Consider the following 13,420-nt stretch of genomic DNA (forward strand, 5'->3'; position numbering starts at 1 on the left):
GATAATCATGATTCATCCTTAAGTGGAAGTGGCCCGACAGTCCTTGCCTCCCGCCTCACCGACTCTATGTCGGACTGATGTTCGACATCCCTCCTCCCACGGTTCCACTTCGCGATGAAAACCGCGCGCTCCTGTGCCAGATGGCGATCGAGTTGTCACTTCAGGATCTCGTCGATGCTGCGATCAAGGCAGGCTGGAACGAAACCGAGGTACTAGGCGCGATTATCGAGGTCGCCGACAACCTAATGCTGGCCCATGGAGCGAATGCCGAGCTCAACGCGATGCTGAAGGCTTTGAGGCGCGGTCTGGAATAACCAAAGAAATGCCCGCCGAAGCGGGCAAAAATTAGGGGACGGGAACAGCGACCCAACCTTCAAAACGTAGGGCGATCTGGAGAGCCTTGGATCGTCGTTCGGGCATCGAACCATGAGCAGAACAAAACGTTCCCCGGGTGCGGGAGAATTTTAGTCGGGCAGCCGGTAGAGTTCGCCCGCGTCATCAGGATCGCGCAGCCCCTTGAACGAGGGATGCCGGAGCTTCCCGTCACTCGTCCACGCCCGGTATTCGATCTCGGCGACGTAGGCAGGCCCGGTCATGACGAGGTTCTTGCCTGGGACACGATCGACCGGCACGCGCGTCTTCACCTTGTCGAGCATCTTTTTCAACGAGCGGGCGACGTCGTGCTTGAAGCCCGTCCCGACACTGCCGACATATTTGTATCCATCCCGGTACCGTGCAGCCAACAGCAGACTGGCAACTGCGCCTGGCATAGCCGTAGACGGCTCGTAGCCGATGATTGCAAAGCTGTCGCGCTGGACGCATTTAATCTTCAGCCAGTCACCTGTTCGACCGGAACGATACGGGCTGTCCCGATGCTTGGCGATGATGCTTTCAAGTCCGAGGCGGCAGGCGTGATTGAGGAGATCGTTCGGATCGGCGTCAAACTCCTCCGAGAGGCGGATCGCGCCCTCGTCCCTTGGAACCACATCTTCGAGCAGATGCCGGCGCACCCGGTATTCGGTTCCTCGCAGATCGTGCCCGTCGAGGTAGAGGAGATCAAAGGCATAGAGAAGAGAGTTTCGCGAGGGGAGCTTGCCGCCGGATTTGCGGGATGCGCCGAGCGAATTTTGTAGGAGACCGAAGTCGGATGGTCCCTGCTCATCGAGCACAACGGCCTCACCGTCAAGGATCATCGTCGTTTGGCCGAGGGCCTTAGCTGCATCCGCGATCGCCGGGAACCTGTGCGTCCAGTCATGACCGCCGCGAGTGATGATCCGTACGCCGCTCGGTTCAATGTGAACTGCAATCCGATAGCCGTCCCACTTGATCTCATAGGACCAGTCGGGCCCGCGCGGGGGTTTGCTCTTCAGGAGCGCGAGACATGGCTCCACCCTCTCCGGCATAGGATCGAACGGCAAATGCGGCTGCTCGGGATCGCGCCTTTTGACCGGCCGGCTTTGCAGCGGCAGGTTCTCGTCAGTCAGGAGAGGCTTGGATGGCTTCCGAGGGCGCTTTGGCATGCGCCCATTCCACCAGCGAATTCTTAAAAAGGAATTCACCTTGACTCATCAGATCGGATGAGAACATCAATAGAACGAATATCGTCCAAACGTTGTTTTTCCACAGTTGTCCACAGCATGGCAGAAGAAATACCGCTGGGTGCGGACCTGGCCGGACGACCGAGGCTTAGATGGAAAGCCGCTGGAAGATTATTCAGCCTATGACGGTGGGCAATATGCGGGGAGAATTCGGCTGGACCAGGAGACCTTGAAGAAAGGTCAGTGGCAGTGGTCGGGAGCGTACCCGAAAGGATGGCGTGGGTCGCCCATCATGCCGAACGCTGGATTTGCGCCGACGGCGGCCGACGCGGCGCGCACCGTCGAGGAGTATTGGGACGCAATGAAAAAGAAGAACAACATACTAAGAGCAAATGCCACGTCATAGCCGAAGCTAACCTGACACCTCAGCATCTTTTCCGCGAATAATATTTGTTGTATCGCGTGAGCATGGACAAGATAGAGCGCGACAACTTGATTGTTCGGATGAGGGCCCTGGGCGCCTCGCCCAGCTCCATTGCGCAAAAGATCGGCATACCCTTATCTAGGGTTCAGACCGCGTTACGGAGTCACTCTTTCTGTATCACTGCACTCCGGCCGCCGGCGGGGATGAGCGTGAAAACTGCATGGCGGATATACGTTACTTTAGGCGATTGGCCGTCCGATGAAACAGTGGAGAAGCTCGCTGGACGAATGGAGCAATTCATGCGAGCGCCCGGAACACGTCTGAAAGATTGGGACGAGTATCGGATGTGGCTGGCCCGCTACGGATATCAATGAGCGAAGCCGTAAGAACACGAAAAACAGCTGAAACATGGATGATGCAAATATCATAGCGGAAATCGAAGAGATTATCCGAACCGTACCCGATGTTCATCATCCTTGGCGGGCCAAGGAGCATTACGAGTGGCTAGGTAGAGTAAAAGAAGTACTCGAACATTCGGAGGTAGGTAAGGGCAAGGAAGCCCGTGTCTTGATTGCGCAGGCTCTTAGCAGCAGAGCTTCAAGTACGTCCAGGGCGCAGATCTTAATAATGCTAAAAGGCGCACTACAACGCCTACGGTGAAAATCACGATGAATTGATCCGCACGCTAAAACACTGGCCTCGGCAAGTAGTTGTTCTACCTTTTGCTTGATGGAAATAGCGCGGGTCGATCTGGATGGAATCTGACGTGGTTGCGACTACCCTATGTCTCGGTGAGAGGACGCCGTTTTCCACATACGTAATGATTGCTGCCGCTTCATGTATGGCGGTCATCGGAATTTTACTCTTTCTCGCTAACCGTCAGCCTCCGCCTCCGAACTAGCCCTGTGCTCCTTAGGTGCCCCCAAAAGCACCTAGCTCGGACGGTATGCGACACGCATCTGTCGCGCAGCGTTTCCCCTGTAGTAAGCAAGGCTGCCAAACAGACTGTTGCGGACCGAGCGGGAAAAACGGTCGATCCGCCTTTTTGGGTTTATCGACTAGGGGATGGCCGCCCACTCTCCAATCGCTGCAGGATCTCTTTCACGACCCGGATATCTGTTCCGAGAGAATTGAGCGTCGTCTCAAGGGATCGCATGGAAACAGACGCATCACTGGCCTGTTTTTCTACTGTAGATAGGCGGAGCTCCTGAATGTCGAGGACCCGCATCGACCCTTCGACCGCGGTCAGGCGCTTATCCAGGCGCTCGATTGATAGAGAGTTATCTTCCGATCTGCGTTGAACATCATTCCAAGTAGCTCCCCATGCCGCAATGCCCCCGGCAAACCCGCATAGAATTACTACTGTATTTAGGTTCCACTCCCATTTCCAGGCTGGTGCTTTAACCGTTGTCATATCGTTGTTCCCTGCCATCAGTCCCCAGGCCCTTTCAATGCTTCATCAGGTAGTGCGTGCCGCGTGAGCGCAAGGTGGCGCGATTGCAGCCTCTGTACGCTCGAATTCGTTCAATCTGTCGAGAATCTGCGGTATCCTCTCCTCCATGATCTGCCGCCGCTGTAGAGACACTGGATGGGTTTGCGAGGAGCATTCGGACCGGCCTTGGACCGGAGTGCATGGTTGCGGCTGTGGAGCGGCTGGGATGCCCTGCCCTGATTGCAACGAGACCGGAAAGAGCTTTCCCGATGTGTCGAAGGTGTTTCGATCGGTTACGGATGTGGCCGGGAAGAAGGTGAACTGACCCGGACAAAGTGGTTAGGGCGATGGGTGGAACAGAGACATGCCCTTAAAAGTTCTGCGGCATGCCACTGACGCACCACGAGAGACAAGAGACCTTCGAGGAAGGGAAGCGTGCCGCCTCCCTCAAACAAAGCTCTATCGTTTGCCCCTATCTGGATGACGAGACCACAGAGCGCTGCGCCATCTGGATGGCCGGTTACCGGTCCTTCAAGGGCGACGATGCGAACTACGCGGAGAGCCTACTCCTTTAAGTCTGTTGCTTTCCCCGGTCGGACGTGACCCTATCAAGTTCTCGACAGACTGCTTAGGGCTCGAACGGGAAAAACGGTCGGGTCCTTTCTTTCGTGTTTAGGGTGATCGGTGGACTCGCGGCGAATAAGGCGTATGATTTCTTTATCGTCACCAATCGATCCCTAGGCGGTGACGGCTGAGAGTTACTACGCGCTCGCGCCTGCTTCATGTCAGGATGTCGGCCATGCTCGCTTCCCCACAGTTATCATCTTCGCTGGACCAGGATCTGCGCTGCCTTTGGCGCTGGGCCGCTAGGTACAGATCCGACGAACGGGACATCAAACGCCTCGTTGACCGCACAATCGCCACAGTAGGCGCCAATCCAGATCTCATCGAAAATCACAAAGTTGATCGTGGGTTGTTTCGGATTATGTGCAAGCTCGCCTTAGAGAAACCTATGATGCTTCGCCCACGTGTTTAGGGTGCGAGGTTATGCCGGAAGGCATCCGGCAGCAAACAGCCTTGGCGCCATCCGGTTGCGAAGGTTGATCTGCCCCTGGTAGGTCGGGTGCACCGTATCTGCTCCAATATCTTCCGGCTGAAGCCCGTCCATCATGTCGATGAAGGTAACCCCCTCTGTCAATACACCGGCCTGCACTGCGGCATTTTGCGGGAGGGTCGTGAAGGTGCCCATCACGAAACGCTTCGTTACCGGCGTAACATCCAGAGCGGCCGACACCGCCGCGGTGATTGCATCAAGGGCGGCTTGATCGACGGCGCTGTCGTTTCGTGACCCCGCAAAGACGATTGCTTCGGGCGAGATGTTGAGAGCCAGAGGCAGACGATCCCCGCCGAAGTGTGAGATTGCTACGTCGCCGGTTCCGCTGGCAACCCACTTCGTCCCGCCGATCGAGGCGTTGCAGCAGTGATCGAAGCCAAGCATTGCAGCAATGCCATGCGCCCAAGTATCAAGGAACGACGCGCCAGTTGGCGGCGATCCTGATCCTGCCGTAAGGCTGTCTCCGATCGTCACAAGCGTCTTGCCAGATGCAGCGGATCGAACAGGCGGATAGGCGGCTTCCGTCTGGAAGTTGAGGATGTTGTTCCCGCCCGCCATAATGAACTTGATGGTCCGGCTTCGGTTATCGGGAAAGGTCAGCAGCACGTTCGAGGTGGAGCCTGCCGCAGCAGTGACCGTGAAAGACGGCGACACCCATTTTCCATTCACCAGGATCAGCAGGCGAGGCGTAGCGCTTGGGGGCACCCAATAGAGGGCCACATAGCGAGAAGACGTAGTGAACTCAACTTGCATGTCCCAGCGACGAGACTGCGCAACGCCCCCGGGCATCATCGCGCCTGTGACGCGGCTGTTGACCGTGGCGGGGATCAGAACGCCATTCGGTACGCCGGGATAGCGGAACTTGGTGTCCCCGGCCATGTCCACGTTGGTGGTGTTGTCGCCGATGCGCTTGAGGGTGCTGTAGATGTTGTCTGCATCAAGCGTGATGTCGGGCGCAACGTATTCGCCGGCATGGACGCCGATCTTGCCGTCCGCTCGCTCATATGCGAACGTCGCCGAGCTGTACGGAAAAGCGTGCAATGGTCCGTCCAGAGCCCGGTGATGATGGCGGCCTCTCGACCGCCTTGATCTGGGAAATACGCGGCTCCATCATTTAGCCACCGCGTCGCGTTCGATCTTCTCCCGCATCGCAGTTATCGCGAAGTCGAGAACGGCGGAATCTACCGCGAAGATATCAGCAACATGACGAGAAGCATGTTCCGGCGCTGGGAGCTTTCCGGACCACTCAGCGAGTGAGAGCCGACGCCGTCCGGCTTCCTCAACGCGCCGCTGCTCCACGTGCAGAACCAGCGAGTGCTCCACGGGATGCACATAGGCTGGATGGCCATTCTCTAGTTCGATTCGAAGGCCTGCGCCGAGGACGGGACGGTCCGCCACCTCTCCGGCGATCAGGCGTTCGTATCGCGATTTTGATTTAAATAAGCGCAAAAGTCCTCCTCTCCGGCGCGAGGGCCGGCTATTAGTGGTTGATAGATCGATTTATTTAGTTGAAGCTAATGAACATTCGCGTTTCCTTTCCCGTTGGAAGATGAGGAGGAAACGAAAATGTCTGACCCGAAAAAGCCGAGGATGGTGCGGATCCCTGGTCCCGACTACTGCGTCATTGAACACTGCAAGAAATTCGGAATCAAACCTGCAGAACAAAAGAAGCTGCTATCGCTCTTGGGCAAGCGTGCGCCTTCGCATGAGCTGCGTTCAAATTCCCCGCCAAGGGCGCCGCGGTTTAGGTAGTCATACCACTCTGTCCGTGGCCAAGTTATTCTGGTTAGCTGCAGACCACGTATTGCTCCGAACACGCTCGTCCCGCCATGCATCGAGATCTGGCAAGGAATAAACAACCGCCCGACCAAGTTTGAAGTACCTCGGTCCGCCCCCGAAGCAGCGAAGTTTATCCAGCATGGATTTCGAGACGCCAAGATATTCGGCGGCCTCCTTGACGCGTATGTTTTTCATTGGCATCTCCCTTGTTTGATAGCGATGCCTGACAATTGATGATTTTTACAAAAGATGCTAAGCGAACAAACACGATTTATTCGCAGTGTTCTCTGTCTGATGCCTCTTTCGCTGCGTCAAACTCTGCGATCGCCTTCCGGACATGCGTTTCGGAGTAGCCGAATTTTTCTGACAGTTGTCGCAGAGCGTCCTCGTACTTCACCCCATCCAGCCGTAACCAGTGAAATTGCTCACCGATGTCGAACCAGTGCCGCGTATTGGCGCGCTGACGGCCGCGAGATCGTTTCGGTGGCCTGATCATCTCCGCTGCGATGCGTTGCACCACGCGATCGGCTTTGCCAGCGAGGAGAACCTCTATGATAGCCGTCTTCGCGTCTTCTGTTCGGCCTTCTGACAACGCCGTTTCGATAGGAAGCGCCTGCAGGCTAAAGCCATCAGGAAGTTTTGCCATCTTTGCCCCCCATCGCGCTCGATATCTTTTCGCCAATGGCGTCGGCTGCTTTCTTCAAAGGATCTGTGTCTAGGTGCGCGTAGCGCTGCGTCGTCGCTGCCTGCGTGTGCCCCAAAAGCTTTCCGACTATGGGAAGGCCAAGGCTGCCACCCACCCCTACACTGGCGAAGCTGTGGCGCAGGTCGTGCAGGCGTACGTTCTCAAGGCCGGCGCGTCTCAAAACCGCCCCCCATGGTTTGTTCAGGTCCGCCCGGGGCTTTTCGTCCTTAGTTCCAGCCGAGGCCCCTGCGATCACATATTTACCGACCCGTGGCAGCGCTTCGAGTATAGCTAATGCAGGTGATGAAAGAACCACGGTTTTTCGGCCGGTTTTACTGTCGGGCAGGAACAACGCGCCTCGCTCCAGATCTACATCAGACCAGCGGAGGTCAAGGATTTCGCGACGACGGGCGCCAGTGAGAAGGAAGAGTCGGATCGCCGCAACTACATGAGGACCGTAGACGGTCCGTCGGTTCTCGAGTTTGGCTGCGTGCTTTGCTTTCAGTTTAGTCTCGTCCACCTCATAGGGGAGTCCCGTAGTCTCGGCCTCGGTAAGCGCTTCTCCTAACGCAGCGAGCTCCGCAGATGTTAGGAATCGCTCCATTTTTCGCTCTTTGAAGCGCTCGACGACAACGACCGGGTTATGACCTGCCGGCGCCAAGCCGTGCTTTGATGCCCAGGTGAACATCGCGGACAGCACGGCCAACGTTCGGTTTGCCATTGTTCGTCCGCTGTTCCCCTTCGTGTTTTTTCCTCGCGTGATGTGAGCCTGGAGACGTGCAACATCGCTGGCCGTTACCAGGGAACTACGCATCGAGCCGAGGACGGGGACGATGTAACGATCGATGGCTGATTTGTACTCTGAATAGGTCCTCGCTTTGCGCTTCACCTGAACATGGTCACGCAGATATTTGCTCGCTAGCTCGGCAACCGTATCGCCCTTGCGTTCGTCCGACCTCGCAGAGGCGGGATCCGCGCCGAGCGCGACACGCGCCAGCGTCCGTACGGCTTCGTCCCTTGCCTCCTCCGGCGACATCGTCGCTGGCGTTCCCAGCTTCAAGCGCTTCTTTGCTACCGCTCGCCCGCCCGCGCCAGGTCGATACTCTAAGATCCAAGAGCGGGCGCCGGTGGGAGCGACACGCAGGCCGAAACCCTTTACGTCGCTATCGAAGTAGGTAGTGATCTTGTCCGTTGGCTGCAGAGCACCAACCGATTTGCGCGTCAACTTCAGTACCGGCATCTGCCCCCCGTGAGTCGCCACCAAGTCGCCACCGCAAGTGAAACACAAGGAAACTCGGGGTAACGATGCCTAGAAATATAGCGTGAATAGTCTTGAAAATAAAGGGATATTGACACGATGGCAATCCCGGTGAAATAAATGTATGCTGACTTTTAATCAGTAGGTCCAGGGTTCGAATCCCTGCGCTCTCACCACCTCTTCCCTAAACCTTCAAACTTCATGTTGGCGATTCCCGCGCCGATTACGACGCATATGCATCGCACAATGAAGATGCCGCCCTTCTCCATCTTCTCTTCGTCGTACCTAGCACGTTACTTGCCAGTCTCCAGTGATGCCGCAGTCGCCAAATGTTTCTGCGAGCGCAAGCCATGGAACTTCTTGGTCGTTCATCACGTTTGACGGCCGAAGGAGCAACTATGCGGATTATCTTTATTGTGATGATTGCCTCGGTACTTAGTATCCTGGCCTTCAAATATGCGGATCAAGGCCTTGGCGGCGGTGAGATCATGGCTTCGCCAGCCGAACTCTCAGCTCAGAATTGAACTGCACCCATCGCAACCTTGTCGCCTTCCAATGCCTCATCACTTCCTTTCCCAAGCGAGTCGATCCCGCTGAAGCTTCATCCGTATTCTCCGAAGCAGGCATTACCACATCACCGGCACATCTGGAGGCAGCCTCCGCGACTATTCTCACACATCGTTGACTTCAAGGTTCCGCTCCAAGGCGGAACCTTCTGTTTTTTGGGATGTTCAAATGCGAAAGAGGAGAAATTTCCATGAACGCCCGAAACATTCTTATTGCTTTGGGATCGGCCATCGTCGGAGCTTTGGTCGCGGCGCTTCTGTTGTATTCGGCGGGGCCGACCGCGACGGCCAAAACGGATCGCCTCAGCGGCTCCCCCTCGGAAACGGCATTCATGCCGGAGCGTTTTGGCGTTCCGAGCTCGACACAGTAAAACCACCCATCTCGACAATGGAGCCGGCGCGCGAAAAGGCGCCGGCTCCCGCTTCTCAATGAACCGATCCGCCGCCCTCTTCCTCTTCGAAGGAGACAGCCACATCGCTATTGGCCGAAAGCCGCACCGTATTTCCTTCGATATCGGCAACAAGATCGAGCGGAATGAAATGATGATGGCCTTTGTGGCCTCCTTCACCGCTGTCTTTCCTGGTCAGCTTGATCCGGCTTCCCTCGACGCCATCGACGGTCCCCACATGGACGCCGTCGGCACCGATGACTTCCGCATGTTCCTTGATTCTCGCAGCATCAATCATTGGAGATCTCCTTTTCTGCGGCTGAACAACGTGCGAGCGGCGATATCGATGCATAGGGAAAAGAACTGCCGGCTGATGCGGATCAAAGTCGAACTACCTTACCGATATTTAAGTACATCCCAGACGCATTTCGTGTCATCGGAAGCATGGAGATCCGTACGCCCCCCATGCATCTGCCGGATACGGGTGCATAATACCGGATAGGTTTGAAGATCGCGGGCAGATCCGCCTCCACTTCATCACGAAGGACACGACCTTGAACGTGCAGAAGACGTTAGAACCCGCCGAGAAGACGGCCGACGCAGCCGACCTCGCCGCAATTCTCACGAAGTCGGGATCCGGCAAGAAGCGGCGCCGGTTCTTCTGGCCGATCCTGCTCATCGTGCTTCTGGCGACAGCAATTGGCGCCTACGCCTATCTCGGCAGCAACGGCCCCCAATATACCTACAGCACGGTGCCGGTGGCTCGCGGCGATCTTTCGGTCATCGTCACGGCCACTGGATCGGTCCAGCCAACCGAGCAGGTCGATATATCCAGCGAACTGTCGGGCACGGTCCGCAAGGTCCACGTCACCTACAACAGCGCCGTCAAGGCCGGCGAGGTGCTCGCAGAGCTCGATACGAACAAACAGGAAGCCGATGTGCAGAGCGCGCGGGCTCAACTCGCGTCGGCAAAAGCCAATGTGCTGAAGGCCGAGGCGGAAGCCGCTTCGGCGAAAACCAGCCTTGACCGCTTGAGCGGGCTCGTCAGCAACCGGGTTTCCAGTCAGCAGGATCTGGACGCCGCAAGATATACCTACGAATCGACGCTAGCCACCAAAGCCATCAACGAAGCGGCGGTACAGTCGGCCGAAGCTGCGTTGCGCCTGGCGGAAGTAAACCTCTCCAAGCTGACGATCGTGTCGCCCGTCGACGGTATCGTGCTGACGCGCGATATCGATCCCGGTCAGACCGTCGCTTCCTCGCTCAATGCCCCGGTGCTGTTCACCATCGCCGGAGACCTCCGGCAGATGGAACTGCAGGTCGCGGTCGACGAGGCGGATGTCGGCCAGGTGAAGGAAAGCCAGGGCGCAGTCTTCTCGGTCGATGCCTATCCGGATCGGACGTTTCCGGCGAAGATCGAGACGGTGCGGTTTGCGTCGGAAACCGTGTCGAATATCGTCACCTATAAAGCGATCCTGACTGTCGACAACCAGGAACTCCTCCTGAGGCCCGGCATGACGGCAACGGCGGACATCAACGTCGAGTCGGTCAAGAATGCCCTTCTCATTCCGAATGCCGCACTGCGCTACTCGCCACCGGCCGCGTCTCGGTCCGGCGGCAGCATACTTACACGGCTCTTCCGGCCCCCGCGCGCCCCAGGCGGTAACCGCGGCTCCAACAGCGACAGCGCCGACAAATCCGCGCGCAGCATTTGGGTGCTCCGGAATGGCCAACCGCAGCGGATAGGCGTCCAGACAGGATCATCCGATGGCCGGTCAACGGTCATGCAATCGGGCGATCTCAAGGAAGGCGATCTGGTGATTACCTCGGCGATAGCGCGAAACGGCTGAGGCGAACCAATGCAGGCCCCCCTTATCGAGTTCAGGCAGGTTTCCAAGTTCTACGGTCGCGGCGAGGCGACCATCCGGGCGCTCGACCACGTCGATCTTTCGATATCGCGGGGAGAATTCGTGTCGATCATGGGGCCTTCCGGATCGGGCAAGTCCACCTGCATGAACATCATCGGCGGGCTCGACGTGCCATCCGCCGGCGAGTATCTTTTTCAAGGGATCCCGACCGGCGGCTTCAGCCGCACCCAGTTGACACTGTTGCGCCGGCATATGCTCGGCTTCGTGTTTCAGGGTTTCAATCTGCTGGCGCGGACATCGGCGGTCGAAAACGTCGAACTGCCGTTGACCTATCGCGGGATGGACGCTCGGGAGCGCCGAAGGCTCGCCATGGCCGCCCTAGAGCAGGTCGGGCTGAAGGGCCGGGAAGATCACACGACACAGGAACTATCGGGTGGCCAGCAACAGCGGGTGGCGATCGCCAGGGCAATCGTAACCGACCCGGCGGTCCTGCTCGCGGACGAGCCGACCGGTAACCTCGATACCAGGACGAGCACCGAGATCATGCAGTTGATCAGCCACCTCAACAATGAGCGTGGCATTACCGTGATCATGGTGACGCACGAAGAAGACATAGCAGCGTACGGCCAACGCCTTCTGCGCTTCGTCGACGGCCGCCTCACCTCCGATGAGATTCGCCAAAAGGAGGTGGAAATTGTTCATTGAGACCGCAAAACTTGCCTGGCGCGCCATCAGCAGGAATATATTGCGGTCATTCCTGACCGTACTCGGTGTCGTCATTGGCGTTGCCGCCGTTATCGCCATGGTCACGATCGGCAACGGTACGACGGCACAGGTAAAAACAGAACTTCAGAGGCTCGGCACGAACACGCTTTTCCTGCGGCCGGGACAATGGGGGCCTGGTCGCGCCAGTACCGAGGCAAAACGCTTCGACGACAAGGATGTTGAGGCGATACGGGATCAGATATCGGGTCTCAGAGCCGTTGCTCCGATCAACCGCGGCACGGCCACGGCCGTGGCCGGCGGTCAGAACCACTCGACCAGCGCGATCGGCACCACCAATGACTACCTGATCGCTCAGGACTGGGATCTGGTATCCGGACGCGAGTTTCTGCCTGCCGAGGAGCGTGGACAGGCGGCCTGCATCATTGGAGAAACCTTACGCAAGGAACTCTTCGGATCAGCAGACCCCGTCGGACAGACGATCAGGCTTAGCAATGTCTCCTGCCCCGTCGTCGGCCTGCTTGCCGCAAAGGGACAGTCGGGCATGGGGGACGATCAGGACGATACCGTGCTGATGCCGCTTAAGCTTCACCAGCGGCGGATAGGTGGAACGACCACGATCTCCAGCATTGTCCTCTCTGCCCACGACGGCGTATCGACCTCAAGGGTTCAATCGGATGTGGAAAGCCTTCTGAGAGAGCGGCGGCGTATCGGCATTGGCCGGGAGGATGATTTCTCGGTCAACGATATGTCGCAGATCGCCTCCACCATGACCGGCACGACAATGCTGCTGACCGGGCTGCTCGGCGCCGTGGCTGCTGTCAGCCTGCTGGTGGGCGGGATCGGCATCATGAACATCATGCTCGTCTCGGTGACCGAGCGCACCCGCGAAATCGGCATCAGGCTCGCGATCGGAGCGTTGGAGAATCAGGTCCTGACGCAGTTTCTCGTCGAAGCGGTGATGCTATCCATCTTTGGCGGCGTTACCGGCATCCTGACAGGCCTGTTGCTCGCCTACGGAGTTGTCACCTTTCTCGGTGTGCCCTTCGTTACCAGTCCTGTCATCATTTTCGTGGCGTTTGCCTTCTCGGCGGCAATCGGCATGATCTTCGGTTACTTCCCAGCCCGCCGCGCGGCTCAGCTTAATCCGATCGAAGCGTTGCGGCACGAATAGCCGTCAAAAAGAAAGGGCCGAATGGCCCCTCTCATCGTCAGGACGTTGTAGAAATCAGGCGTGCGCTTCGGCTTCGCGCTGCTTGGCGAGCGCCGCGAGGTCGGCAGGCTTCAGTTCGACGGATTCGCCGCACCCGCAGGCCGATGTCTGGTTGGGGTTCACGAAGGTGAAGCCGGAGCGGATCCTGCTGATTTCAAAATCCATCTGCGTGCCGAGTAGATAAAGCACCGCGGAAGGCTCTATCCAGACCTTGGCGCCATCATGCTCCATGAGGTCGTCCTTGGGATTGGCTGCGGTGACGAGATCGATGGTGTATTCCATGCCGGCGCAGCCGCCCTTCTTGATCCCAACACGCACGCCCTGTGCCTCCGGTCCTGAACTGGCCACGATCTGCTTGACGCGCGCGGCGGCGGCGTCGGTCATCGTCATCACTGCAAAGCCCATCGGCTCATTCTCCTTCCGCAGCCGGA

At 57.7% G+C, this 13,420-nt stretch carries 17 protein-coding genes; 8 read left to right on the plus strand and 9 right to left on the minus strand.

Translation table 11 applies throughout. The annotated features are described in order from the left end of the window. Window positions 1-77: 77 nt before the first annotated feature. Window positions 78-314: a hypothetical protein gene (locus C5L13_RS06560; protein WP_105382439.1), complete on the plus strand. Its 237-nt coding sequence runs from the start codon at window positions 78-80 to the stop codon at window positions 312-314. Between the two features lie 150 nt (window positions 315-464). On the opposite strand, the gene ligD is transcribed toward C5L13_RS06560, so the two are convergent. Together ligD and C5L13_RS29220 are read right to left on the minus strand one after the other, a co-directional pair. After that, a complete protein-coding gene (gene ligD, locus C5L13_RS06565) occupies window positions 465-1,520 on the minus strand; it encodes a non-homologous end-joining DNA ligase (RefSeq protein ID WP_105382440.1) in 1,056 nt (351 codons plus the stop codon). A 1,493-nt stretch (window positions 1,521-3,013) separates the two neighbouring features. Further along, window positions 3,014-3,394, minus strand: a complete 381-nt coding sequence (locus C5L13_RS29220) for a hypothetical protein (RefSeq protein WP_407070407.1) — start codon at window positions 3,392-3,394, stop codon at window positions 3,014-3,016. A gap of 386 nt (window positions 3,395-3,780) precedes the next feature. Between C5L13_RS29220 and C5L13_RS06595 the strand changes: the two genes are divergently transcribed. Next, window positions 3,781-3,969, plus strand: a complete 189-nt coding sequence (locus C5L13_RS06595) for a hypothetical protein (RefSeq protein WP_105382446.1) — start codon at window positions 3,781-3,783, stop codon at window positions 3,967-3,969. A 470-nt stretch (window positions 3,970-4,439) separates the two neighbouring features. Here C5L13_RS06595 and C5L13_RS06600 read toward each other — a convergent pair whose 3' ends face one another. Beyond that, a complete protein-coding gene (locus C5L13_RS06600) occupies window positions 4,440-5,549 on the minus strand; it encodes an SGNH/GDSL hydrolase family protein (RefSeq protein ID WP_105382447.1) in 1,110 nt (369 codons plus the stop codon). 69 nt (window positions 5,550-5,618) lie between these two features. Then, window positions 5,619-5,957, minus strand: coding sequence for a hypothetical protein (locus tag C5L13_RS06605; protein WP_105382448.1), 339 nt, complete (start codon window positions 5,955-5,957; stop codon window positions 5,619-5,621). A 117-nt stretch (window positions 5,958-6,074) separates the two neighbouring features. On the opposite strand from C5L13_RS06605, the gene C5L13_RS29530 reads away from it, so the two are divergent. After that, window positions 6,075-6,260 (plus strand): hypothetical protein, encoded by a 186-nt coding sequence (locus C5L13_RS29530; protein ID WP_105382449.1) that lies wholly within the window; start codon window positions 6,075-6,077, stop codon window positions 6,258-6,260. Here C5L13_RS29530 and C5L13_RS06615 read toward each other — a convergent pair whose 3' ends face one another. The 3 genes from C5L13_RS06615 to C5L13_RS06625 form a co-directional block, all read right to left on the minus strand. Continuing rightward, entirely contained in the window at window positions 6,261-6,488 is a 228-nt protein-coding gene (locus C5L13_RS06615; RefSeq protein WP_342588156.1) for a helix-turn-helix transcriptional regulator, read from the minus strand. It abuts the gene before it with no gap. A gap of 70 nt (window positions 6,489-6,558) precedes the next feature. Continuing rightward, entirely contained in the window at window positions 6,559-6,933 is a 375-nt protein-coding gene (locus tag C5L13_RS06620; protein WP_105382451.1) for a hypothetical protein, read from the minus strand. Further along, window positions 6,917-8,212 (minus strand): site-specific integrase, encoded by a 1,296-nt coding sequence (locus C5L13_RS06625; protein WP_105382452.1) that lies wholly within the window; start codon window positions 8,210-8,212, stop codon window positions 6,917-6,919. The genes C5L13_RS06620 and C5L13_RS06625 overlap by 17 nt, the downstream gene beginning before the upstream one ends. A 368-nt stretch (window positions 8,213-8,580) precedes the next feature. Between C5L13_RS06625 and C5L13_RS28685 the strand changes: the two genes are divergently transcribed. Together C5L13_RS28685 and C5L13_RS06630 are read left to right on the plus strand one after the other, a co-directional pair. Further along, window positions 8,581-8,754 (plus strand): hypothetical protein, encoded by a 174-nt coding sequence (locus C5L13_RS28685; protein ID WP_158693402.1) that lies wholly within the window; start codon window positions 8,581-8,583, stop codon window positions 8,752-8,754. A gap of 233 nt (window positions 8,755-8,987) precedes the next feature. Further along, complete coding sequence (locus C5L13_RS06630; protein WP_105382453.1) at window positions 8,988-9,167, plus strand: hypothetical protein; 180 nt, start codon at window positions 8,988-8,990, stop codon at window positions 9,165-9,167. A gap of 55 nt (window positions 9,168-9,222) precedes the next feature. Here the strand turns inward: C5L13_RS06630 and C5L13_RS06635 are convergent, their stop codons facing one another. Then, on the minus strand, window positions 9,223-9,483 hold the full coding sequence (locus tag C5L13_RS06635) for a DUF2171 domain-containing protein (protein ID WP_105382454.1): 261 nt from the start codon (window positions 9,481-9,483) through the stop codon (window positions 9,223-9,225). A gap of 262 nt (window positions 9,484-9,745) precedes the next feature. Here C5L13_RS06635 and C5L13_RS06640 point away from each other — a divergent pair, with 262 nt between their 5' ends. Genes C5L13_RS06640 through C5L13_RS06650 form a run of 3 tightly spaced genes read left to right on the plus strand, consistent with a single transcriptional unit; the run spans window position 9,746 to window position 12,950 of the window. After that, window positions 9,746-11,035: an efflux RND transporter periplasmic adaptor subunit gene (locus tag C5L13_RS06640; protein WP_407070412.1), complete on the plus strand. Its 1,290-nt coding sequence runs from the start codon at window positions 9,746-9,748 to the stop codon at window positions 11,033-11,035. A 9-nt stretch (window positions 11,036-11,044) separates the two neighbouring features. After that, a complete protein-coding gene (locus tag C5L13_RS06645; RefSeq protein WP_105382456.1) occupies window positions 11,045-11,758 on the plus strand; it encodes an ABC transporter ATP-binding protein in 714 nt (237 codons plus the stop codon). Further along, the gene (locus C5L13_RS06650) at window positions 11,748-12,950 is read left to right on the plus strand and encodes an ABC transporter permease (RefSeq protein ID WP_105382457.1); all 1,203 of its coding nucleotides are present in this window, start codon (window positions 11,748-11,750) and stop codon (window positions 12,948-12,950) included. The genes C5L13_RS06645 and C5L13_RS06650 overlap by 11 nt, the downstream gene beginning before the upstream one ends. Window positions 12,951-13,004: 54 nt before the next feature. On the opposite strand, the gene sufA is transcribed toward C5L13_RS06650, so the two are convergent. After that, window positions 13,005-13,394: a Fe-S cluster assembly scaffold SufA gene (gene sufA / locus C5L13_RS06655; protein WP_105382458.1), complete on the minus strand. Its 390-nt coding sequence runs from the start codon at window positions 13,392-13,394 to the stop codon at window positions 13,005-13,007. Window positions 13,395-13,420 lie beyond the last annotated feature (26 nt).

This window comes from Neorhizobium alkalisoli (genome assembly GCF_002968635.1).
In the GTDB taxonomy this organism is placed as follows: Bacteria; Pseudomonadota; Alphaproteobacteria; order Rhizobiales; family Rhizobiaceae; genus Neorhizobium; species Neorhizobium alkalisoli.

What these genes read in the sequence shown, in the direction of transcription:
- C5L13_RS06625 (WP_105382452.1), bottom strand. Translation starts at nt 8,212, where the DNA reads ATGCCGGTACTGAAGTTGACGCGCAAATCGGTTGGTGCTCTGCAGCCA.
- C5L13_RS06595 (WP_105382446.1), top strand. Translation starts at nt 3,781, where the DNA reads ATGCCACTGACGCACCACGAGAGACAAGAGACCTTCGAGGAAGGGAAG.
- C5L13_RS06630 (WP_105382453.1), top strand. Translation starts at nt 8,988, where the DNA reads ATGAACGCCCGAAACATTCTTATTGCTTTGGGATCGGCCATCGTCGGA.
- C5L13_RS06645 (WP_105382456.1), top strand. Translation starts at nt 11,045, where the DNA reads ATGCAGGCCCCCCTTATCGAGTTCAGGCAGGTTTCCAAGTTCTACGGT.
- ligD (WP_105382440.1), bottom strand. Translation starts at nt 1,520, where the DNA reads ATGCCAAAGCGCCCTCGGAAGCCATCCAAGCCTCTCCTGACTGACGAG.
- sufA (WP_105382458.1), bottom strand. Translation starts at nt 13,394, where the DNA reads ATGGGCTTTGCAGTGATGACGATGACCGACGCCGCCGCCGCGCGCGTC.
- C5L13_RS28685 (WP_158693402.1), top strand. Translation starts at nt 8,581, where the DNA reads ATGGAACTTCTTGGTCGTTCATCACGTTTGACGGCCGAAGGAGCAACT.
- C5L13_RS29530 (WP_105382449.1), top strand. Translation starts at nt 6,075, where the DNA reads ATGTCTGACCCGAAAAAGCCGAGGATGGTGCGGATCCCTGGTCCCGAC.
- C5L13_RS06560 (WP_105382439.1), top strand. Translation starts at nt 78, where the DNA reads ATGTTCGACATCCCTCCTCCCACGGTTCCACTTCGCGATGAAAACCGC.
- C5L13_RS06615 (WP_342588156.1), bottom strand. Translation starts at nt 6,488, where the DNA reads ATGCCAATGAAAAACATACGCGTCAAGGAGGCCGCCGAATATCTTGGC.
- C5L13_RS06620 (WP_105382451.1), bottom strand. Translation starts at nt 6,933, where the DNA reads ATGGCAAAACTTCCTGATGGCTTTAGCCTGCAGGCGCTTCCTATCGAA.
- C5L13_RS06635 (WP_105382454.1), bottom strand. Translation starts at nt 9,483, where the DNA reads ATGATTGATGCTGCGAGAATCAAGGAACATGCGGAAGTCATCGGTGCC.
- C5L13_RS29220 (WP_407070407.1), bottom strand. Translation starts at nt 3,394, where the DNA reads ATGGCAGGGAACAACGATATGACAACGGTTAAAGCACCAGCCTGGAAA.